The sequence below is a fragment of the Pseudomonas rustica genome, assembly GCF_018336155.1.
Lineage (GTDB): Bacteria > Pseudomonadota > Gammaproteobacteria > Pseudomonadales > Pseudomonadaceae > Aquipseudomonas > Aquipseudomonas rustica.
Map to the genome: position 1 here is coordinate 1 of NZ_JAGYHF010000016.1, position 21,730 is coordinate 21,730.

Sequence of the window (21,730 nt, forward strand, 5' to 3'; positions counted from 1 at the left end):
AAGATTAAATTCCGAAACCCCAATTGCGAAAGCAGTTGGGGTTTTGTTTTGCCCGCAGGAAATGCATGTGCTTGATTTCTATGCAACGGCCCGGGGCATAGCTATTATTCGGGCCTCATTGTGAGGCGAGACCTGCATGTTGACGTTGTTGAACCTTCTGAAGGATGGGCGATTCCATTCTGGTCAGGATCTGGGGGCGGCCCTGGGGATTAGTCGAAGTGCAGTATGGAAACAGCTTCAGCATCTTGAGGCTGAACTCGGGCTGTCCATCCATAAAGTTCGCGGGCGCGGGTATCAATTGGCGACGCCTCTGATGTTGCTTGATCCTCTCAAAATAGCGGAAATGGCGCCAGGCTGGCCGGTTGCAGTATTCGACTCCATTGACTCGACAAATGCCGAGGGATTGCGCGCGATCGGTCAGGGCCGATCGGCGCCTTTTCTCGTGCTTGCTGAGCGGCAGGTGTCTGGGCGCGGACGGAGAGGGCGCAAGTGGGTGAGTCCATTTGCTGACAACCTTTATTACAGTCTCGTGCTGCGCATCGATGGCGGAATGCGGCAATTGGAGGGGTTGAGCCTTGTCGTGGGTCTAGCTGTCATGCACACCTTGCGAAAAGTCGGTGTCGCCGGGGCGGGATTGAAGTGGCCGAACGATGTTCTGGTCGGTAATAAGAAGATCGCCGGTATCTTGCTTGAGCTCGTCGGCGATCCCGCGGACGTTTGTCACGTGGTCTTGGGTATAGGCATCAACGTTAATATGCAGGCCGCTGAGGAAGTCGATCAGCAATGGACATCCGTGCGACTCGAGTCTGGTCAGGTCTGCGATCGCAACGCGTTAGCTGTTCAGTTGAGCGAGCAGTTGCAGGCATATATCCAGCGTCACCAGGATAGAGGCTTCTCGGCTTTACAAGCCGAGTGGCAGGACGGCCATCTGTGGCAGGGGCGGTCTGTTTCATTGATCGCCGGCACTAACCAGATCGATGGTGTTGTGCTTGGAATTGATAATCAAGGTGCGCTGCGATTGCAGGTGGATGGTGTGGAAAAACTTTTTAGTGGTGGTGAGCTCAGCTTGAGGTTGCGTGATGATTCTTGAGCTCGATTGCGGCAATAGCTTCATAAAGTGGCGTGTATTGGACGCCGCGGCTGCGTCTCTGTTTTCTGAGGGGGTGGTCGATTCCGACTCGGCGTTGATCGAAAGTCTGCGCTCACTTGGCAAAATAGTTTTGCGTAAATGCCGTTTGGTCAGTGTCAGGACTGCTGAAGAAACCGAAGCGCTCATTAAGCTGCTTGAGCAAGCGTTCGGTGTTTCTGCGGTGTGCGCTCGGCCCGCTCGGGAAATGTCCGGAGTCAAAAACGGCTACGAAGACTATGAGCGGTTGGGGCTTGATCGGTGGCTTGCCATGCTTGGTGGGTATCACCTGGCGTCGGGTGCCTGCCTGGTGCTGGATTTTGGTACGGCAGTTACCGCCGATTTCATCTCGGCAGATGGAGAGCACTTGGGTGGCTTTATCTGTCCGGGCATGCCGTTAATGCGTAATCAGTTGCGAACCCATACGCGGAAGATCCGTTATGGAGATGTTGCGGCGGAGCGTGCCTTGACGAGCCTGGCTCCTGGGCGAACCACGGTTGAGGCTGTAGAGCGGGGCTGTTCTTTGATGCTTAAAGGATTTGTACTCACTCAGTTAGATATTGCGCGTGAGTATTGGGGGGAAAGTTTTAGAGTGTTTGTCACTGGCGGCGATGCTGACTTGGTTGCCAGTGTTGCTCCTGGTGCTCGTCTCGTCCCGGATTTGGTTTTCGTAGGGTTGGCGATGGCCTGTCCTTTGTCCTGAGGTTCGTATGCGTTGGTTGTTCCTGCTGCTCCTTGTTCTCAATGTGTTCTATTACGTCTGGCACCAGCAGGAAGCTCCTTTGCGTGCCAAGGATGTCACGCCTCTCAGTTTATATAAGGGGTCTCAGCAGGATATCCGGTTGCTAAGTGAGAGCGGCGGCGCCTCCCGCGAGAAATCCGAAACTGCCCAGGGCGAAAAAAAATGCCTTTATGTGGGTGGTTTTGCTGTTCAGGATCCGGCCCTGGCCCTTGAGCGGCGCCTTGAGGAAATGAAGGTTCGCTCGCAACCCTTGCAGAAAAACGTCCCGGAGAGTGGTTATTGGCTACGGATCGCGCCTGAGGGCGAGCGTTTGCTGGGTGATTTGCAGCTGCAGAACCTTTCCAAGGAATTCAATGAGTTAAAACATAAAATAATGCTGTGCGAGGGGGTTGCACCTACTGAATAGTTTGCATAGAATGGCGCCCGCTCCACAGCGAAGACTTGAAAAGGTCGCAGCAGTAGAGTGATGTCAATGCAGCTAACCTCAGGTTTTTAAATGAGAAAATGCTTGACAGGGGTTTGGCATAGTATAGAATGCCGGCCTGATTAGGAGGGGTTCCCGAGCGGCCAAAGGGATCAGACTGTAAATCTGACGTCTACGACTTCGAAGGTTCGAATCCTTCTCCCTCCACCAGATTTAAGCGTGAGCTGCAAGCTCCGCGGGTATAGTTTAGTGGTAGAACCTCAGCCTTCCAAGCTGATGATGCGGGTTCGATTCCCGCTACCCGCTCCAAGTTTGCAGGTTGTGCAAAGTGTTTTGCTCTTGTAGCTCAGTTGGTAGAGCACACCCTTGGTAAGGGTGAGGTCAGCGGTTCAAATCCGCTCAAGAGCTCCATATAACAAGGCAGATATGAAAATATCTGCCTTTGTTTTAATGGCTAATGTAGTTTGCTCAATTCTTCTGTTAAGGGTGATATCGATGGCTAAGGAAAAATTTGATCGTTCCCTGCCGCACGTCAACGTTGGGACCATTGGTCACGTTGACCACGGTAAAACCACGCTGACTGCTGCTCTGACTCGCGTTTGCTCCGAAGTGTTCGGCTCGGCAATCGTTGATTTCGACAAGATCGACAGCGCCCCAGAAGAAAAAGCGCGCGGTATCACCATCAACACTGCGCACGTTGAGTACAACTCGAAGATCCGTCACTACGCTCACGTTGACTGCCCAGGTCACGCTGACTATGTGAAGAACATGATCACCGGTGCTGCTCAGATGGATGGCGCTATTCTGGTTTGCTCGGCCGCTGATGGTCCGATGCCGCAAACCCGTGAGCACATCCTGCTGTCCCGTCAGGTAGGCGTTCCGTACATCGTGGTTTTCCTGAACAAGGCTGACCTGGTAGATGACGCTGAGCTGTTGGAGCTGGTTGAGATGGAAGTTCGTGACCTGTTGTCGACTTACGACTTCCCGGGTGATGACACTCCAATCATCATCGGTTCGGCTCGTATGGCGCTGGAAGGCAAAGACGACAACGAGATGGGCACCACTGCCGTCAAGAAACTGGTTGAAACTCTGGACAGCTACATCCCAGAGCCAGTTCGCGTGACTGACAAGCCGTTCCTGATGCCAATCGAAGACGTATTCTCGATCTCTGGTCGCGGTACTGTTGTGACTGGTCGTATCGAGCGCGGTATCGTTCGCGTTCAGGATCCGCTGGAAATCGTTGGTCTGCGTGACACCACCGTGACTACTTGCACCGGTGTTGAAATGTTCCGCAAGCTGCTCGACGAAGGTCGTGCTGGCGAGAACTGCGGCGTTCTGCTGCGTGGCACCAAGCGTGACGACGTTGAGCGTGGTCAGGTTCTGGTTAAGCCGGGTTCGGTTAAGCCGCACACCAAGTTCACTGCAGAAGTATACGTTCTGAGCAAGGAAGAAGGCGGCCGTCATACTCCGTTCTTCAAAGGCTACCGTCCACAGTTCTACTTCCGTACGACTGACGTGACTGGTAACTGCGAGCTGCCAGAAGGCGTTGAAATGGTAATGCCGGGTGACAACATTCAGATGACTGTTACCCTGATCAAAACCATCGCGATGGAAGACGGTCTGCGTTTCGCTATCCGTGAAGGCGGTCGTACCGTCGGCGCTGGTGTCGTAGCCAAAATCATCGAGTAAACAGTTGTAATGTCTTTTTCGGGCCGGCATAATGGTCGGCCTGATTTTGTTTTAGGTCAGTAGCTCAATTGGCAGAGCGACGGTCTCCAAAACCGTAGGTTGGGGGTTCGATTCCCTCCTGACCTGCCAGATTCACTCAGTGTGTCTGGCTTTCTTTTCACAGGATCTTCATAGATGACTCCTAAGGCTGAAGCTCAAGGCTCTCGCTTCGATCTGCTCAAGTGGCTTGTAGTAGTTGCTTTGGTGGTTGTTGGCGTTGTTGGCAATCAGTATTACTCTGCTTCGCCGATCCTGTACCGCGTGCTGGCATTGCTTGCTCTCGCTGCTGTAGCTGCCTTTGTAGGCTTGCAGACAGCCAAGGGCAAGTCTTTCTTTGTACTGGTTAAGGAAGCTCGCACCGAGATTCGTAAAGTCGTATGGCCAACTCGCCAAGAAACCACGCAGACCACGTTGATCGTAGTGGCTGTTGTTCTGGTTATGGCGTTGCTGTTGTGGGGGCTTGATTCCCTGCTCGGCTGGCTTGTTTCCTTGATTGTCGGCTAAGGGTGTCCCGTGGCTAAGCGTTGGTACGTTGTGCATGCTTACTCGGGTTACGAGAAGCATGTCATGCGCTCTTTGGTAGAGCGTGTAAAGCTGGCTGGCATGGAAGATGGCTTCGGCGAAATTCTGGTTCCCACTGAAGAAGTGGTTGAAATGCGTAATGGCCAGAAACGCAAAAGCGAGCGCAAGTTCTTCCCAGGTTATGTGCTGGTTCAGATGGACATGAATGAGGGTACTTGGCACTTGGTCAAGGATACTCCTCGGGTGATGGGTTTCATCGGCGGTACCGCTGACAAGCCTGCACCAATCACCGATAAAGAGGCAGAAGCAATTCTGCGTCGTGTTGCTGATGGTAGCGACAAGCCTAAGCCGAAGACTCTCTTCGAGCCGGGCGAAACGGTGCGAGTCAACGACGGTCCATTCGCTGATTTCAATGGCGTTGTTGAAGAAGTTAACTACGAAAAGAGCCGGATCCAAGTGGCAGTGCTCATTTTCGGTCGCTCTACTCCGGTAGAGTTGGAGTTCAGTCAGGTCGAAAAGGTCTAACTGAAAAAGCATCCCAACCCCGCAGCCTTAGGCTGTGGGGTTTTGTCGTCACTGGGATAAACGCGCAAGTAACCGGGGAGCCTTTCGAGGCGTTCGAACCCGTAATTGGAGTGCCTCATGGCCAAGAAGATTACCGCTTACATCAAGCTGCAAGTGAAGGCCGCTCAGGCTAACCCAAGCCCACCTGTTGGTCCAGCTCTGGGTCAGCACGGCGTGAACATCATGGAATTCTGCAAGGCTTTCAACGCCCGTACTCAGGGTCTTGAAGCTGGTCTGCCGACTCCAGTGATCATCACTGTCTACAGCGACCGTAGCTTCACTTTCGAAACCAAGTCCACCCCTGCTTCGGTTCTGCTGAAGAAAGCGGCTGGTCTGACTAGCGGTTCCGCTCGTCCGAACACCGTCAAGGTTGGCACCGTTACCCGTGCTCAGCTGGAAGAAATCGCGAAAACCAAAAACGCGGATCTGACTGCAGCTGATATGGATGCGGCCGTGCGTACCATCGCCGGTTCCGCTCGTAGCATGGGCCTTAACGTGGAGGGTGTGTAATGGCTAAGCTGACCAAGCGCCAAAAGGCTATCGCCGGCAAAATCGAAGCAGGCAAAAGCTACAGCTTTGTAGATGCTGCTGCCCTGCTGGCTGAGCTGTCGACTGTCAAGTTCAGCGAGTCGTTCGACATTGCTGTAAACCTGGGTGTAGACCCGCGTAAATCCGACCAGGTTGTTCGTAGCGCTACTGTGCTGCCACACGGCACTGGCAAGACCGTTCGCGTTGCTGTGTTCACCCAAGGCCCAGCTGCTGAAGCCGCTCTGGCTGCCGGCGCTGATCGCGTAGGTATGGACGACCTGGCTGCCGAAATGAAAGGCGGCGACCTGAACTATGACGTAGTGATCGCATCCCCGGATGCAATGCGCGTTGTAGGTCAACTGGGTCAGATCCTCGGCCCACGTGGTCTGATGCCTAACCCTAAGGTTGGTACCGTAACTCCAGACGTAGCGACTGCTGTTAAAAACGCTAAAGCTGGTCAGGTTCGTTATCGCACCGACAAAAACGGCATTATCCACACCTCCGTTGGCAAGATGGGCTTCGACGCCGTCAAGCTGAAGGAAAACGTTGAAGCCCTGATCGCTGATCTGAAGCGTATCAAGCCAGCTTCCTCGAAAGGTATTTACGTTAAGCGCGTTACCCTGAGCACCACTATGGGCCCAGGTCTGGTTATCGACCAGAGCTCGCTGGACGCTTAAGAAAAAAGTTGGCGTGCTTTGCACGTCAATTGAAAGATTGGGGTCCCTGCCTGGCGGGGGCTATCCAAGACCGTAGGCGACGCAAGTCTTAATACACAAGCCTACGCAGATGGTGCTCCCGGTTCCTTACCGAATCAGACACCAAAACGACATTCGGTTTCGATCGAATGAAACGGTAACAAGCAGGAGTTAACCCGTGGCAATTTATCTCGAAGACAAGAAGGCCATCGTCGCTGAAGTCAACGAGGCTGCCAAAGTCGCTCTGTCCGCTGTCGTGGTTGATGCACGTGGCGTAACAGTAGGCGCAATGACCGGACTCCGTAAAGAGGCTCGTGAAGCTGGCGTTTACGTACGTGTTGTACGTAACACCCTGCTCAAGCGCGCTGTTGCTGACACTGAATACAGTGTTCTCAACGACGTGTTCACCGGCCCGACCTTGATCGCATTCTCCAACGAACACCCGGGCGCTGCTGCTCGTCTGTTCAAAGAGTTCGCTAAAGGTCAGGACAAGTTCGAGATCAAGGCAGCTGCGTTCGAGGGCAAGTTCCTCGCAGCTAATCAGATCGACGTACTGGCAAGCCTGCCGACCCGTGACGAAGCAATTTCCCAGCTGATGAGCGTGATTCAAGGCGCTACCAGCAAATTGGCTCGTACTCTGGCGGCACTTCGCGACCAGAAAGAAGCTGCTGCAGCCTAAGGCTGAGCGTTTCCTTTTATCGCGTATTTTTGTTTATTTCGATGGCCTCCAGGCTATCCCCCAATTCAGGAAATAAGTCATGTCTCTGACTAACGAACAAATCATCGACGCAATCGGCGAAAAATCGGTTCTGGAAATCGTTGAGCTGATCAAAGCAATGGAAGAGAAGTTCGGCGTATCCGCTGCCGCTGCTTCTGCTGGTCCAGCTGCTGCTGCCGCTGTTGTTGAAGAGCAAACCGAGTTCAACGTAATCCTGAAAGGCGCTGGCGAGAAGAAAGTCAACGTGATCAAGGCTGTACGTGAACTGACCGGTCTGGGTCTGAAAGAAGCCAAGGAGAAGGTTGACACCGCTCCTCAGGTTATCGCTGAAGGCGTTTCGAAAGAAGCTGCTGAAGACGCGAAGAAGAAGCTGGAAGAAGCAGGCGCTGAAGTCGAAGTTAAGTAACTTTCGACTTTGCACCTCCAGCCCGAGCGTCAAGCGACAGGCTGATGGCTGGTGGCTCTTGCCACCGGCCTTTTTCCGTTATTGGCAGCCGACTGGGTCGGTGCTGATAAAGGCGCTGTAACCACCCGATGCGGTGGCGCAAACCATGGGGTTTGCACGATTTTCTGGCTGCTCCCGTCGGGAGGGGCCAAACAAGCAGGTGACCAAGCTGGGGAACGCTGATGGCTTACTCATATACTGAGAAAAAACGTATCCGCAAGGACTTTAGCAAGTTGCCGGACGTCATGGATGTGCCTTACCTCCTGGCCATCCAGCTGGATTCGTATCGTGAATTCTTGCAAGCGGGAGCGACTAAAGATCAGTTCCGCGACGTGGGCCTGCATGCGGCCTTCAAATCCGTTTTCCCGATCATCAGCTACTCCGGCAATGCTGCGCTGGAGTACGTCGGTTATCGCCTGGGCGAACCGGCATTTGATGTCAAAGAATGCGTATTGCGCGGTGTAACTTTCGCCGTACCTTTGCGGGTAAAAGTGCGCCTGATCATTTTCGACAAAGAATCGTCGAACAAAGCGATCAAGGACATCAAAGAGCAAGAAGTCTACATGGGTGAAATCCCCCTGATGACTGAGAACGGTACCTTCGTAATCAACGGTACCGAGCGTGTAATCGTTTCCCAGCTGCACCGTTCCCCGGGCGTGTTCTTCGACCACGACCGCGGCAAGACGCATAGCTCCGGCAAACTGCTGTACTCCGCGCGCATCATTCCTTACCGCGGTTCGTGGCTGGACTTCGAGTTCGACCCGAAAGACTGCGTGTTCGTGCGTATCGACCGTCGTCGCAAGCTGCCGGCATCGGTACTGCTGCGCGCGCTCGGCTATACCACTGAAGAAGTGCTGGACGCTTTCTACACCACCAACGTTTTCCACCTGAGCGGCGAAACCCTCAGCCTGGAACTGATTGCTTCGCGTCTGCGTGGTGAAATTGCGGTTCTGGACATTCAGGACGAGAAGGGCAAGGTCATTGTTGAAGCGGGCCGCCGTATTACCGCGCGCCACATCAACCAGATCGAAAAAGCCGGCATCAAGACCCTGGAAGTACCTCTGGACTATGTCCTGGGCCGTACTACCGCCAAGGTCATCGTGCACCCGGCTACCGGCGAAATCCTGGCAGAGTGCAACACCGAGCTGAACACCGAAGTCCTGGCAAAAATTGCCAAGTCCGGCGTTGTTCGCATCGAAACTCTGTACACCAACGACATCGACTGCGGTCCGTTCGTTTCTGACACGCTGAAAATCGACTCCACCAGCAACCAATTGGAAGCGCTGGTCGAGATCTATCGCATGATGCGTCCAGGCGAGCCGCCAACCAAAGACGCTGCCGAAACCCTGTTCAACAACCTGTTCTTCAGCCCTGAGCGCTATGACCTGTCTGCGGTCGGCCGGATGAAGTTCAACCGTCGTATCGGTCGTACCGAGATCGAAGGTTCGGGCGTGCTGTGCAAGGAAGACATCGTCGCGGTACTGAAGACTCTGGTCGACATCCGTAACGGTAAAGGCATCGTCGATGACATCGACCACCTGGGTAACCGTCGTGTTCGCTGCGTAGGCGAAATGGCCGAGAACCAGTTCCGCGTTGGCCTGGTACGTGTTGAGCGTGCGGTCAAAGAGCGTCTGTCGATGGCTGAAAGCGAAGGCCTGATGCCGCAAGACCTGATCAACGCCAAGCCAGTGGCTGCGGCGGTGAAAGAGTTCTTCGGTTCCAGCCAGCTCTCGCAGTTCATGGACCAGAACAACCCGCTGTCCGAGATCACCCACAAGCGTCGTGTCTCTGCACTCGGCCCTGGCGGTCTGACTCGTGAGCGCGCAGGCTTTGAAGTCCGTGACGTACACCCGACTCACTACGGTCGTGTATGCCCGATTGAAACGCCGGAAGGTCCGAACATCGGTCTGATCAACTCCCTGGCTGCGTACGCTCGCACCAACCAGTACGGTTTCCTGGAAAGCCCGTACCGTGTGGTGAAAGAGGGTGTTGTCACCGACGAGATCGTGTTCCTGTCCGCTATTGAAGAGGCCGATCACGTGATCGCGCAGGCTTCGGCGACCATGAGCGACCAGAAAGTCCTGATCGACGAACTGGTAGCCGTACGTCACCTGAACGAATTCACCGTTAAGGCGCCTGAAGAAGTCACCTTGATGGACGTTTCGCCGAAGCAGGTAGTTTCGGTTGCAGCGTCGCTGATTCCGTTCCTCGAGCACGACGACGCCAACCGTGCGTTGATGGGTTCGAACATGCAGCGTCAAGCTGTACCAACCCTGCGCGCTGACAAGCCGCTGGTAGGTACTGGCATGGAGCGTAACGTAGCCCGTGACTCCGGCGTTTGCGTCGTGGCTCGTCGTGGCGGCGTGATCGATTCCGTCGACGCCAGCCGTATCGTGGTTCGTGTTGCTGATGACGAAGTTGAAACCGGCGAAGCTGGTGTCGACATCTACAACCTGACCAAATACACCCGCTCGAACCAGAACACCTGCATCAACCAGCGTCCGCTGGTGCGTAAGGGTGATCGCGTTCAGCGTAGCGACATCATGGCCGACGGCCCGTCCACCGATATGGGTGAACTGGCACTGGGTCAGAACATGCGCATCGCGTTCATGGCATGGAACGGCTTCAACTTCGAAGACTCCATCTGCCTGTCCGAGCGTGTTGTTCAAGAAGACCGTTTCACCACGATCCACATTCAGGAACTGACCTGTGTGGCCCGTGACACCAAGCTTGGGCCTGAAGAGATCACTGCGGACATCCCTAACGTGGGTGAAGCTGCACTGAACAAACTGGACGAAGCCGGTATCGTTTACGTAGGTGCTGAAGTTGGCGCAGGCGACATCCTGGTCGGTAAGGTCACTCCGAAAGGCGAGACCCAACTGACTCCGGAAGAAAAACTGCTGCGTGCAATCTTCGGTGAAAAAGCCAGCGACGTTAAAGACACTTCCCTGCGTGTACCTACCGGTACCAAAGGTACTGTCATCGACGTACAGGTCTTCACCCGCGACGGCGTTGAGCGTGATGCTCGTGCACTGTCGATCGAGAAGACTCAGCTCGACGAGATCCGCAAGGATCTGAACGAAGAGTTCCGTATCGTTGAAGGCGCGACCTTCGAACGTCTGCGTTCCGCTTTGGTAGGCCACAAGGCTGAAGGCGGCGCAGGTCTGAAGAAAGGTCAGGACATCACCGACGAAGTACTCGACGGTCTTGAGCATGGTCAGTGGTTCAAACTGCGCATGGCTGAAGATGCTCTGAACGAGCAGCTCGAGAAGGCTCAGGCCTACATAGTTGATCGTCGCCGTCTGCTGGACGACAAGTTCGAAGACAAGAAGCGCAAACTGCAGCAGGGCGATGACCTGGCTCCAGGTGTGCTGAAAATCGTCAAGGTTTACCTGGCAATCCGTCGTCGCATCCAGCCGGGCGACAAGATGGCCGGTCGTCACGGTAACAAAGGTGTGGTCTCCGTGATCATGCCGGTTGAAGACATGCCGCACGATGCCAATGGCACCCCGGTCGACGTCGTCCTCAACCCGCTGGGCGTACCTTCGCGTATGAACGTTGGTCAGATCCTTGAAACCCACCTGGGCCTCGCGGCCAAAGGTCTGGGCGAGAAGATCAACCGGATGATCGAAGAGCAGCGTAAAGTCGCTGAACTGCGTACCTTCCTCGACGAGATCTACAACCAGATCGGCGGTCGTAACGAGGATCTGGACAGCTTCTCCGATCAGGAAATCCTGGATCTGGCGAAGAACCTGCGTGGCGGCGTTCCAATGGCCACTCCAGTGTTCGACGGCGCCAAGGAAAGCGAAATCAAGGCCATGCTGAAACTGGCAGACCTGCCGGAAAGCGGCCAGATGCAGCTGACTGACGGCCGTACCGGCAACAAGTTCGAGCGTCCAGTTACCGTTGGCTACATGTACATGCTGAAGCTGAACCACTTGGTAGACGACAAGATGCACGCTCGTTCTACCGGTTCGTACAGCCTGGTTACCCAGCAGCCGCTGGGTGGTAAGGCGCAGTTCGGTGGTCAGCGTTTCGGGGAGATGGAGGTCTGGGCACTGGAAGCATACGGTGCTGCATACACTCTGCAAGAAATGCTCACAGTGAAGTCGGACGATGTGAACGGCCGTACCAAGATGTACAAAAACATCGTGGATGGCGATCACCGTATGGAGCCGGGCATGCCCGAGTCCTTCAACGTGTTGATCAAGGAAATTCGTTCCCTCGGCATCGATATCGATCTGGAAACCGAATAACACGTGACGCGAATCGAGAGCGGGGCAGGATTGCCCGCTCTCTGCTCCGCCAGGAGGAAAGGCCTTGAAAGACCTACTGAATTTGCTGAAAAACCAGGGTCAAGTCGAAGAGTTCGACGCCATCCGTATCGGATTGGCCTCGCCTGAGATGATCCGCTCATGGTCGTTCGGTGAAGTTAAAAAGCCGGAAACCATCAACTACCGTACGTTCAAACCTGAGCGTGACGGCCTGTTCTGCGCCAAGATCTTTGGCCCGGTAAAGGATTACGAGTGCCTGTGCGGTAAGTACAAGCGCTTGAAGCACCGTGGTGTGATCTGCGAGAAGTGCGGCGTTGAAGTTGCACTGGCCAAGGTTCGTCGTGAGCGCATGGCGCACATCGAACTGGCTTCGCCGGTTGCCCACATCTGGTTCCTGAAATCGCTGCCGTCCCGTATCGGCTTGCTGATGGACATGACCCTGCGTGATATCGAACGCGTTCTCTACTTCGAGAGCTATGTCGTTATCGACCCAGGCATGACCACCCTTGAGAAAGGTCAGCTGCTGAACGACGAGCAGTATTTCGAAGCGCTGGAAGAGTTCGGTGACGACTTCGACGCCCGTATGGGTGCTGAAGCTGTCCGTGAACTGCTGCACGCTATCGACCTGGAGCACGAGATTGGCCGTCTGCGCGAAGAAATTCCGCAAACCAACTCCGAAACCAAGATCAAGAAGCTGTCCAAGCGTCTGAAGTTGATGGAAGCCTTCCAGGGTTCCGGCAACCTGCCAGAGTGGATGGTGCTGACCGTTCTGCCGGTTCTGCCGCCAGATCTGCGTCCACTGGTACCACTGGATGGCGGTCGTTTCGCGACTTCCGACCTCAACGATCTGTATCGTCGAGTAATCAACCGTAACAACCGTTTGAAGCGCCTGCTGGATCTGTCCGCTCCGGACATCATCGTGCGCAACGAAAAGCGTATGTTGCAGGAAGCTGTCGATGCGCTGCTCGACAACGGTCGTCGTGGCCGCGCTATCACTGGTTCGAACAAGCGTCCTCTGAAATCCCTGGCTGACATGATCAAGGGTAAGCAAGGTCGTTTCCGTCAGAACTTGCTCGGTAAGCGTGTTGACTACTCCGGTCGTTCGGTAATTACCGTAGGCCCGACCCTGCGTCTGCACCAGTGCGGTCTGCCGAAGAAGATGGCTCTCGAGCTGTTCAAACCGTTCATTTTCGGCAAGCTGGAAATGCGTGGTCTCGCGACCACCATCAAAGCGGCCAAGAAAATGGTCGAGCGCGAACTGCCAGAGGTTTGGGACGTTCTCGCTGAAGTGATTCGCGAACACCCGGTTCTTCTCAACCGTGCACCGACCCTTCACCGTCTGGGTATCCAGGCGTTTGAACCGGTACTGATCGAAGGTAAGGCTATCCAGCTGCACCCGCTGGTCTGCGCCGCGTACAACGCCGACTTCGACGGCGACCAAATGGCCGTGCACGTACCGCTGACACTGGAAGCTCAGTTGGAAGCGCGTGCGTTGATGATGTCGACCAACAACATTCTGTCGCCAGCCAACGGTGAGCCAATCATCGTTCCGTCGCAGGACGTTGTATTGGGTCTGTACTACATGACTCGTGAAGCGATCAACGCCAAGGGCGAAGGTCGTGTATTCGCGGATCTGCAGGAAGTTGACCGTGTGTTCCGTGCCGGCGAAGCCGCACTGCACGCCAAAGTTAAAGTACGTATTAACGAAACCGTTAATGATCGTGACGGTGGCAGCGTCAAGAACACCCGTATCGTCGACACTACCGTTGGCCGTGCGCTGTTGTTCCAGGTTGTTCCGCCAGGTCTGTCGTACGACGTCGTCAACCTGCCAATGAAGAAAAAGGCGATCTCCAAGCTGATCAACCAGTGCTACCGCGTGGTTGGTTTGAAAGAGACCGTGATCTTCGCTGACCAGTTGATGTACACCGGTTTCGCTTACTCGACCATCTCCGGCGTTTCCATCGGTGTTAACGACTTCGTTATCCCGGACGAGAAAGCCCGCATCATCGGTGCCGCTACCGACGAAGTGAAAGAGATCGAGAGCCAGTACGCCTCCGGCCTGGTAACCCAGGGCGAGAAGTACAACAAAGTGATCGACCTTTGGTCGAAAGCGAACGACGAAGTTTCCAAGGCAATGATGGCCAACCTCTCGAAAGAGAAGGTTATCGACCGTCACGGCGTTGAAGTCGATCAAGAGTCTTTCAACTCGATGTACATGATGGCTGACTCGGGTGCGCGGGGTTCCGCAGCACAGATTCGTCAGCTGGCCGGTATGCGTGGTCTGATGGCCAAGCCGGACGGTTCCATCATTGAGACGCCGATTACTGCGAACTTCCGTGAAGGTTTGAGCGTACTTCAGTACTTCATCTCCACTCACGGTGCTCGTAAAGGTCTGGCGGATACCGCGTTGAAAACTGCGAACTCCGGTTACCTGACTCGTCGTCTGGTAGACGTGGCGCAGGATCTGGTTGTAACCGAGATCGATTGCGGCACCGAACACGGTCTGCTGATGACTCCGCACATTGAAGGCGGTGACGTTGTAGAGCCGTTGGGTGAGCGCGTATTGGGTCGTGTTATTGCCCGTGACGTATTCAAGCCTGGTACCGAAGAAGTCATCGTTCCTGCCGGCACGCTGGTAGACGAGAAGTGGGTCGAGTTCATCGAACTCAACAGCATCGACGAAGTGATTGTTCGCTCGCCGATCAGCTGCGAAACCCGCTACGGTATCTGCGCCAAGTGCTACGGCCGCGATCTGGCTCGTGGTCACCAGGTGAACATCGGTGAAGCGGTCGGCGTTATCGCTGCCCAGTCCATCGGTGAGCCGGGTACCCAGCTGACTATGCGTACGTTCCACATCGGTGGTGCGGCAAGCCGGACCTCTGCAGCTGACAGCGTTCAGGTGAAGAATGGCGGTACCGTCCGCCTGCACAACCTGAAACACGTTGAGCGAGTAGATGGTTGCCTGGTAGCTGTGTCCCGTTCCGGTGAGTTGGCAATTGCTGACGAATTCGGTCGCGAACGCGAGCGTTACAAGCTGCCGTACGGTGCTGTGATTTCGGTTAAAGAAGGTGACAAGGTCGACGCTGGCGCAATCGTGGCCAAGTGGGATCCGCACACTCACCCGATCGTTACCGAAATGAAAGGTACCGTGACCTACGTGGGCATGGAAGAAGGCATCACGATCAAGCGTCAGACTGACGAATTGACCGGTATGACCAACATTGAAGTACTCGACGCGAAAGATCGTCCAGCTGCCGGTAAAGACATCCGTCCTGCCGTTAAGATGGTCGATGACAACGGCAAGGATCTGTTGCTGCCAGGCACTGACGTTATCGCTCAGTACTTCCTGCCAGCCAACGCCCTGGTCGGTGTAGCGGATGGTGCGAAGATCGCGATCGGTGATGTTATCGCGCGTATCCCGCAAGAAACTTCGAAGACCCGTGACATCACCGGTGGTCTGCCGCGTGTTGCCGACTTGTTCGAAGCTCGTCGTCCGAAAGAAGCGTCGATTCTGGCTGAAGTCAGCGGCACCATCGCGTTCGGTAAAGAGACCAAAGGCAAGCGCCGTCTGGTCATTACCCCGAACGACGGTAGTGATCCGTATGAAGAGCTGATTCCGAAGTGGCGTCACCTGAACGTCTTCGAAGGCGAACAGGTAAACCGCGGCGAAGTTATCTCCGACGGTCCAAGCGATCCGCACGACATCCTGCGTCTGCTGGGTGTGAGCGCGCTGGCCAAGTACATCGTTAACGAGATCCAGGACGTTTACCGTCTGCAAGGCGTGAAGATCAACGATAAGCACATCGAGACCATCTTGCGTCAGATGCTGCGTAAAGTTGAGATCGCTGAATCCGGCGATTCGAGTTTCATCAAGGGCGACCAGATGGAACTGACTCACGTACTGGTAGAGAACGAGCGTCTGGGCGCGGAAGACAAGTTTGTCTCCAAGTTCACTCGCGTTCTGCTGGGTATCACCAAGGCGTCGTTGTCCACCGAATCGTTCATCTCGGCGGCTTCCTTCCAGGAAACCACTCGTGTACTGACCGAAGCGGCAGTCACCGGCAAGCGCGATTATCTGCGCGGCCTGAAAGAAAACGTAGTCGTGGGTCGTCTGATCCCGGCCGGTACTGGCCTGGCATATCACAGCGAGCGCAAGCGTCGTCGTGAAGCAGACAAGCCGTTGCGCGTAAGCGCCAGTGAAGTGGAAGCTGCACTGACCGAAGCGTTGAACTCGAGCGGTAACTGAGTTCTGCGATAAATGAGAGTAGGGCCCTGATCGCCCCGTTCGTCGAATCGAGACATTTTGTCGAGGTTCGAGGGGCGGGGAGGTCGGGGCCTTGCCTTGACTGGGGACAAGATCCTCTTTAGACTCTTGATCCCCTAAATTTGGCGGGAATTCGTTCCTGCCATTTTGCTTTTCTTGCAAGACAATAGCGTCGCAAGACAACAGTGGAGCTAGTAGATGGCAACTATCAACCAGCTGGTACGTCAGCCGCGTAAGCGTATCGTCGAGAAATCCGACGTACCTGCGCTGCAGAACTGCCCGCAACGTCGTGGCGTGTGCACCCGTGTGTACACCACCACGCCGAAAAAACCTAACTCGGCACTGCGTAAAGTATGCCGTGTGCGCCTGACCAACGGTTTCGAAGTTTCTTCGTACATCGGTGGTGAAGGTCACAACCTGCAAGAGCACAGCGTGGTGCTGATCCGCGGCGGTCGTGTAAAAGACTTGCCAGGTGTTCGTTACCACACCGTTCGCGGTTCTTTGGATACTTCCGGCGTTAAAGGTCGTAACCAGGGTCGTTCGAAGTACGGTACCAAGCGTCCGAAATAATCGGCCGTTTTGCAGATTTTCATTTTATTGAGTCGATAAGAGTAAGGTCGGGCACGCATCCATTGGATCTGTCCCGAGCTAACCTGAAGACCGCTTGAGGGCTTATCATGCCAAGACGTCGCGTAGCAGCAAAGCGTGAGATTCTGGACGATCCGAAATACGGAAGCCAGATCCTCGCCAAATTCATGAACCACGTTATGGAAAGCGGCAAGAAAGCCGTTGCCGAGCGTATCGTTTATGGTGCCCTGGAAACCGTTGCGACCCGTAAGGCTGGCACCGATCCCCTGGAACTCTTCGAAAAAGCACTCGACGCCATCGCTCCGCTGGTCGAAGTGAAGTCGCGCCGCGTTGGTGGTGCTACTTACCAGGTTCCGGTCGAGGTTCGTCCTTCCCGTCGTAACGCTCTGGCAATGCGCTGGTTGGTAGACTTCGCCCGTAAGCGTGGCGAGAAGTCTATGGCTCTGCGTTTGGCTGGCGAACTGCTGGATGCTGCTGAAGGTAAAGGTGCTGCTGTTAAGAAGCGTGAAGACGTGCACCGTATGGCTGAAGCCAACAAAGCTTTCTCGCACTACCGCTTCTAATTTTAGCTTCACTAATTTTGCGAGGGCTTTATGGCTCGTACTACTCCGATTAGTCGCTACCGTAACATCGGTATCGTCGCTCACGTGGATGCTGGTAAAACCACCACCACCGAGCGCGTCCTTTTTTACACTGGCAAAAGTCACAAAATGGGCGAGGTGCATGATGGCGCCGCGACCACAGACTGGATGGTGCAGGAGCAGGAGCGTGGTATTACCATTACTTCTGCTGCCATCACCGCCTTCTGGAAAGGTTCCGAGAAGCAGTACAAAGACGAGCACCGCTTCAACGTAATCGATACCCCGGGCCACGTAGACTTCACCATTGAAGTTGAACGTTCCCTGCGCGTACTCGACGGCGCTGTTGTTGTGTTCTGCGGTACTTCGGGTGTTGAGCCTCAGTCGGAAACCGTATGGCGTCAAGCCAACAAATACGGCGTTCCACGTCTTGTTTACGTAAACAAGATGGACCGTGCTGGTGCCAACTTCCTGCGCGTGATCGGTCAGATCAAGCAGCGTCTGGGTCACACTCCGGTGCCGATCCAGTTGGCTATCGGTTCCGAAGACAACTTCCAGGGTCAGATCGATCTGTTGACCATGGAAGCTGTTTACTGGAACGACGCTGACAAGGGCATGGTTCCTGTTCGCAAGCCTATTCCTGCAGAGCTGCAAGAATTGGCTGACGAGTGGCGCAACAACATGGTTGAGGCTGCTGCCGAAGCCAGCGAAGAGCTGATGAACAAGTACCTCGAAGGTGAAGAACTCACCAACGTGGAAATCAAGGCCGCTCTGCGTCAGCGTACTATCGCTGGTGAGATCGTCTTGGCTGTTTGCGGTTCCTCGTTCAAGAACAAGGGCGTTCCCCTGGTTCTCGATGCTGTGATCGACTACCTGCCGGCACCAGTGGATATTCCTGCCATCAAGGGTACTGACCCTGATGACGAGACTATCGAGCTGGAGCGTCATGCAGACGACGCAGAACCGTTCTCCGCTCTGGCATTTAAAATTGCCACTGACCCATTCGTGGGTACCTTGACCTTCGTCCGCGTTTACTCGGGCGTGTTGAACTCCGGCGACGGCGTGATCAACTCGGTTAAAGGCAAGAAAGAGCGCGTGGGTCGTATGGTGCAAATGCACGCAAACGCCCGTGAAGAGATCAAGGAAGTACGCGCTGGTGACATCGCGGCCCTGATCGGCATGAAGGACGTCACCACTGGTGAAACCCTCTGCAACGCTGACAAGCCAATCATCCTGGTTCGCATGGACTTCCCGGAGCCGGTTATTTCGGTTGCCGTAGAGCCTAAGACCAAGGATGACCAGGAAAAAATGGGTATCGCTCTGGGCAAACTTGCTCAGGAAGACCCGTCTTTCCGCGTTAAAACTGATGAAGAGACTGGTCAAACGATCATCTCCGGCATGGGCGAGCTGCACCTGGACATCCTGGTTGACCGGATGCGCCGTGAGTTCAACGTCGAAGCCAACATCGGCAAGCCTCAGGTTTCGTATCGTGAGCGCATCACGAAGAACTGTGAAATCGAAGGCAAGTTCGTTCGTCAATCCGGCGGTCGTGGTCAGTTCGGCCACTGCTGGATCCGTTTTGCTCCTGCTGACGAAGGTCAGGAAGGTCTGCAATTCGTGAACGAAGTTGTAGGTGGTGTGGTTCCTAAGGAATACATCCCGGCTATCCAGAAGGGTATCGAAGAGCAGATGAAGAACGGCGTTGTTGCCGGCTATCCGCTGATCGGCCTGAAGGCTACCGTGTTCGATGGTTCTTACCACGACGTCGACTCCAACGAGATGGCGTTTAAAGTGGCTGCCTCCATGGCGACCAAGCAACTGGCCCAGAAGGGCGGTGGTGAGTTGCTTGAGCCGATCATGGCTGTAGAGGTTGTTACGCCTGAAGACTATATGGGTGATGTGATGGGCGACCTTAACCGTCGTCGCGGCATGATCCAGGGTATGGAAGACACAGTGTCCGGCAAGGTTATCCGTGCCGAGGTTCCACTGGGTGAGATGTTCGGTTATGCGACCGACGTTCGTTCCATGTCCCAGGGTCGCGCAAGCTACTCTATGGAATTCAAAAAATACGATACGGCTCCGTCGCACATCGTCGAATCCGTAACCAAAAAACAAGGCTGATTCAGCCCCTTTAGGCTAGGAGTTAATTGTCGTGGCTAAAGAAAAATTTGATCGTTCCCTACCGCACGTCAACGTTGGCACCATCGGTCACGTTGACCACGGTAAAACCACTCTGACTGCTGCTCTGACTCGCGTTTGCTCCGAAGTTTTCGGTTCCGCAATCGTTGACTTCGACAAGATCGACAGCGCACCAGAAGAGAAAGCTCGCGGTATCACCATCAACACCGCACACGTTGAGTACAACTCGAAGATCCGTCACTACGCTCACGTTGACTGCCCAGGTCACGCTGACTATGTGAAGAACATGATCACCGGTGCTGCTCAAATGGACGGCGCTATTCTGGTTTGCTCGGCCGCTGATGGTCCGATGCCACAAACCCGTGAGCACATCCTGCTGTCCCGTCAGGTAGGCGTTCCGTACATCGTGGTTTTCCTGAACAAGGCTGACCTGGTAGACGACGCTGAGCTGCTGGAACTGGTTGAGATGGAAGTTCGCGACCTGCTGTCCACCTACGACTTCCCGGGCGATGACACTCCAATCATCATCGGTTCGGCTCGTATGGCTCTGGAAGGCAAAGACGACAACGAGATGGGCACCACTGCCGTCAAGAAACTGGTTGAGACTCTGGACAGCTACATCCCAGAACCAGTTCGTGTGACTGACAAGCCGTTCCTGATGCCAATCGAAGACGTATTCTCGATCTCCGGTCGCGGTACTGTTGTGACTGGTCGTATCGAGCGCGGTATCGTTCGCGTTCAAGATCCGCTGGAAATCGTTGGTCTGCGTGACACCACCGTTACTACTTGCACCGGTGTTGAAATGTTCCGCAAGCTGCTCGATGAAGGTCGTGCTGGTGAGAACTGCGGCGTTCTGCTGCGTGGCACCAAGCGTGACGACGTTGAACGTGGTCAGGTTCTGGTTAAGCCGGGTTCGGTTAAGCCGCACACCACTTTCACCGCAGAAGTTTACGTTCTGAGCAAAGAAGAAGGCGGTCGTCACACTCCGTTCTTCAAAGGCTACCGTCCACAGTTCTACTTCCGTACTACTGACGTGACTGGTAACTGCGAGCTGCCAGAAGGCGTTGAAATGGTAATGCCAGGTGACAACATTCAGATGACTGTTACCCTGATCAAAACCATCGCAATGGAAGACGGTCTGCGTTTCGCTATCCGTGAAGGCGGTCGTACCGTCGGCGCTGGCGTCGTAGCCAAAATCATCGCGTAATTCTCTTTTATAGAGATTGCTTGATGCTTTGAAAAAGCCCCCGCTCAGCGGGGGCTTTTTTTATTGGGTTGACACCTATATGGGGCGTCTATAGAATTGCGCCTCCTTTTAACGGGCGTATTGCGCTCGGTGGGAATAGCAGCCGGAGTCTGAAATCCAATGCAAAATCAGCAAATCCGTATCAGGTTGAAGGCTTTCGACCATCGCCTGATCGACCAATCAACCCAGGAAATCGTGGAAACCGCGAAACGTACTGGTGCTCAAGTGCGTGGTCCAATTCCACTGCCTACCCGTAAAGAGCGGTTCACCGTTCTGGTTTCTCCGCACGTCAACAAAGACGCGCGCGACCAGTACGAAATCCGCACTCATAAGCGCGTTCTGGACATCGTCCAGCCAACGGATAAAACCGTTGATGCTCTTATGAAGCTTGATCTTGCGGCCGGTGTGGAAGTGCAGATCAGCCTCGGCTAAGACTCGGTCTTAGTCGTGTAACGCTCTGAAATGGGCGGCCATAGCGGGTGAAAGCCCCGTACACTCATGAGGTTTACAACATGACTATTGGTGTAGTCGGTCGTAAATGCGGTATGACCCGTATTTTCACCGAAGAAGGTGTCTCCATTCCGGTCACGGTCATTGAGATCGAACCGAATCGCGTCACCCAGTTCAAAACTGAAGAGACCGATGGCTATCGTGCAGTGCAAGTCACTGTCGGCGAGCGTCGTGCTTCGCGTGTAACAGCAGCTCAGGCTGGCCACTTCGCTAAGGCGAACGTTGCCGCTGGTCGCACCACCATGGAATTCCGTCTTGAAGAAGGCGAGTACCAGGCTGGCGATCTGATCAACGCTGAAATCTTCGCCGCTGGTCAACTGGTTGATGTAACCGGTCAGTCCAAGGGTAAAGGCTTCCAGGGTACGATCAAGCGTTGGAATTTCCGCGGGCAAGATAACACCCACGGTAACTCCGTATCCCACCGCGTCCCAGGTTCTATCGGCCAGTGCCAGACTCCTGGTCGTGTATTCAAGGGCAAAAAAATGTCCGGTCATATGGGCGCTGAGCGCGTGACCGTGCAGTCCCTGGAAGTAGTGCGCGTGGACGCTGAACGCAATCTGTTGTTGGTCAAGGGTGCTGTTCCTGGCGCTACTGGCGGCAACCTGGTTGTACGTCCAGCAGCCAAGGCTCGCGGTTAAG

General features: G+C 54.7%; 18 protein-coding genes and 4 tRNA genes. All 22 read left to right on the forward strand.

The genetic code is table 11. From position 1 onward, the window contains the following. Window positions 1-136 precede the first annotated feature (136 nt). Window positions 137-1,090 (forward strand): bifunctional biotin--[acetyl-CoA-carboxylase] ligase/biotin operon repressor BirA, encoded by a 954-nt coding sequence (gene birA, locus KFS80_RS24540; RefSeq protein ID WP_212546233.1) that lies wholly within the window; start codon window positions 137-139, stop codon window positions 1,088-1,090. Continuing rightward, a complete protein-coding gene (locus tag KFS80_RS24545) occupies window positions 1,080-1,829 on the forward strand; it encodes a pantothenate kinase (protein WP_212546234.1) in 750 nt (249 codons plus the stop codon). The genes birA and KFS80_RS24545 overlap by 11 nt, the downstream gene beginning before the upstream one ends. Before the next feature lie 7 nt (window positions 1,830-1,836). Next, entirely contained in the window at window positions 1,837-2,274 is a 438-nt protein-coding gene (locus KFS80_RS24550; protein ID WP_159814927.1) for a hypothetical protein, read from the forward strand. Between the two features lie 143 nt (window positions 2,275-2,417). Beyond that, window positions 2,418-2,502 (forward strand) — tRNA-Tyr (locus KFS80_RS24555). A gap of 25 nt (window positions 2,503-2,527) precedes the next feature. Continuing rightward, window positions 2,528-2,601, forward strand: a tRNA-Gly gene (locus KFS80_RS24560). A gap of 26 nt (window positions 2,602-2,627) precedes the next feature. Beyond that, a tRNA-Thr gene (locus KFS80_RS24565) sits at window positions 2,628-2,703 on the forward strand. An 84-nt stretch (window positions 2,704-2,787) separates the two neighbouring features. Further along, the gene (gene tuf / locus KFS80_RS24570; protein ID WP_053124324.1) at window positions 2,788-3,981 is read left to right on the forward strand and encodes an elongation factor Tu; all 1,194 of its coding nucleotides are present in this window, start codon (window positions 2,788-2,790) and stop codon (window positions 3,979-3,981) included. A 53-nt stretch (window positions 3,982-4,034) separates the two neighbouring features. Next, window positions 4,035-4,110, forward strand: a tRNA-Trp gene (locus tag KFS80_RS24575). Window positions 4,111-4,155: 45 nt separating this feature from the next. Further along, on the forward strand, window positions 4,156-4,524 hold the full coding sequence (gene secE, locus KFS80_RS24580; protein ID WP_008081915.1) for a preprotein translocase subunit SecE: 369 nt from the start codon (window positions 4,156-4,158) through the stop codon (window positions 4,522-4,524). 9 nt (window positions 4,525-4,533) lie between these two features. Beyond that, window positions 4,534-5,067 (forward strand): transcription termination/antitermination protein NusG, encoded by a 534-nt coding sequence (gene nusG / locus KFS80_RS24585; protein ID WP_007916492.1) that lies wholly within the window; start codon window positions 4,534-4,536, stop codon window positions 5,065-5,067. A gap of 117 nt (window positions 5,068-5,184) precedes the next feature. Beyond that, on the forward strand, window positions 5,185-5,616 hold the full coding sequence (gene rplK, locus KFS80_RS24590; protein WP_003228756.1) for a 50S ribosomal protein L11: 432 nt from the start codon (window positions 5,185-5,187) through the stop codon (window positions 5,614-5,616). Then, entirely contained in the window at window positions 5,616-6,311 is a 696-nt protein-coding gene (gene rplA, locus KFS80_RS24595; protein ID WP_053124322.1) for a 50S ribosomal protein L1, read from the forward strand. The genes rplK and rplA overlap by 1 nt, the downstream gene beginning before the upstream one ends. Before the next feature lie 196 nt (window positions 6,312-6,507). Continuing rightward, window positions 6,508-7,008: a 50S ribosomal protein L10 gene (gene rplJ, locus KFS80_RS24600; RefSeq protein WP_053124320.1), complete on the forward strand. Its 501-nt coding sequence runs from the start codon at window positions 6,508-6,510 to the stop codon at window positions 7,006-7,008. Window positions 7,009-7,087: 79 nt separating this feature from the next. Then, complete coding sequence (gene rplL, locus KFS80_RS24605) at window positions 7,088-7,453, forward strand: 50S ribosomal protein L7/L12 (protein WP_053124318.1); 366 nt, start codon at window positions 7,088-7,090, stop codon at window positions 7,451-7,453. Window positions 7,454-7,674: 221 nt separating this feature from the next. Further along, window positions 7,675-11,748: a DNA-directed RNA polymerase subunit beta gene (gene rpoB, locus KFS80_RS24610; protein WP_212546235.1), complete on the forward strand. Its 4,074-nt coding sequence runs from the start codon at window positions 7,675-7,677 to the stop codon at window positions 11,746-11,748. 64 nt (window positions 11,749-11,812) lie between these two features. After that, a complete protein-coding gene (rpoC, locus tag KFS80_RS24615) occupies window positions 11,813-16,012 on the forward strand; it encodes a DNA-directed RNA polymerase subunit beta' (protein WP_053124316.1) in 4,200 nt (1,399 codons plus the stop codon). A 216-nt stretch (window positions 16,013-16,228) separates the two neighbouring features. Continuing rightward, window positions 16,229-16,600 (forward strand): 30S ribosomal protein S12, encoded by a 372-nt coding sequence (gene rpsL, locus KFS80_RS24620; RefSeq protein WP_003186084.1) that lies wholly within the window; start codon window positions 16,229-16,231, stop codon window positions 16,598-16,600. 107 nt (window positions 16,601-16,707) lie between these two features. Further along, a complete protein-coding gene (gene rpsG, locus KFS80_RS24625) occupies window positions 16,708-17,181 on the forward strand; it encodes a 30S ribosomal protein S7 (RefSeq protein WP_007916467.1) in 474 nt (157 codons plus the stop codon). Window positions 17,182-17,211: 30 nt separating this feature from the next. Further along, window positions 17,212-19,317, forward strand: a complete 2,106-nt coding sequence (gene fusA, locus KFS80_RS24630; protein ID WP_053124314.1) for an elongation factor G — start codon at window positions 17,212-17,214, stop codon at window positions 19,315-19,317. A 31-nt stretch (window positions 19,318-19,348) separates the two neighbouring features. Continuing rightward, window positions 19,349-20,542, forward strand: a complete 1,194-nt coding sequence (gene tuf / locus KFS80_RS24635; RefSeq protein ID WP_007918472.1) for an elongation factor Tu — start codon at window positions 19,349-19,351, stop codon at window positions 20,540-20,542. A gap of 159 nt (window positions 20,543-20,701) precedes the next feature. Then, the gene (rpsJ, locus tag KFS80_RS24640; RefSeq protein WP_003186070.1) at window positions 20,702-21,013 is read left to right on the forward strand and encodes a 30S ribosomal protein S10; all 312 of its coding nucleotides are present in this window, start codon (window positions 20,702-20,704) and stop codon (window positions 21,011-21,013) included. An 80-nt stretch (window positions 21,014-21,093) separates the two neighbouring features. Next, complete coding sequence (gene rplC / locus KFS80_RS24645) at window positions 21,094-21,729, forward strand: 50S ribosomal protein L3 (protein WP_003228738.1); 636 nt, start codon at window positions 21,094-21,096, stop codon at window positions 21,727-21,729. Window position 21,730 lies beyond the last annotated feature (1 nt).

Coding starts and splice junctions, on each gene's coding strand:
- rpsJ (WP_003186070.1), top strand. CDS start 20,702: ATGCAAAATCAGCAAATCCGTATCAGGTTGAAGGCTTTCGACCATCGC.
- fusA (WP_053124314.1), top strand. CDS start 17,212: ATGGCTCGTACTACTCCGATTAGTCGCTACCGTAACATCGGTATCGTC.
- rpsG (WP_007916467.1), top strand. CDS start 16,708: ATGCCAAGACGTCGCGTAGCAGCAAAGCGTGAGATTCTGGACGATCCG.
- secE (WP_008081915.1), top strand. CDS start 4,156: ATGACTCCTAAGGCTGAAGCTCAAGGCTCTCGCTTCGATCTGCTCAAG.
- KFS80_RS24550 (WP_159814927.1), top strand. CDS start 1,837: ATGCGTTGGTTGTTCCTGCTGCTCCTTGTTCTCAATGTGTTCTATTAC.
- rplC (WP_003228738.1), top strand. CDS start 21,094: ATGACTATTGGTGTAGTCGGTCGTAAATGCGGTATGACCCGTATTTTC.
- rplA (WP_053124322.1), top strand. CDS start 5,616: ATGGCTAAGCTGACCAAGCGCCAAAAGGCTATCGCCGGCAAAATCGAA.
- tuf (WP_053124324.1), top strand. CDS start 2,788: ATGGCTAAGGAAAAATTTGATCGTTCCCTGCCGCACGTCAACGTTGGG.
- rplK (WP_003228756.1), top strand. CDS start 5,185: ATGGCCAAGAAGATTACCGCTTACATCAAGCTGCAAGTGAAGGCCGCT.
- rplL (WP_053124318.1), top strand. CDS start 7,088: ATGTCTCTGACTAACGAACAAATCATCGACGCAATCGGCGAAAAATCG.
- rpoB (WP_212546235.1), top strand. CDS start 7,675: ATGGCTTACTCATATACTGAGAAAAAACGTATCCGCAAGGACTTTAGC.
- KFS80_RS24545 (WP_212546234.1), top strand. CDS start 1,080: ATGATTCTTGAGCTCGATTGCGGCAATAGCTTCATAAAGTGGCGTGTA.
- birA (WP_212546233.1), top strand. CDS start 137: ATGTTGACGTTGTTGAACCTTCTGAAGGATGGGCGATTCCATTCTGGT.
- rpsL (WP_003186084.1), top strand. CDS start 16,229: ATGGCAACTATCAACCAGCTGGTACGTCAGCCGCGTAAGCGTATCGTC.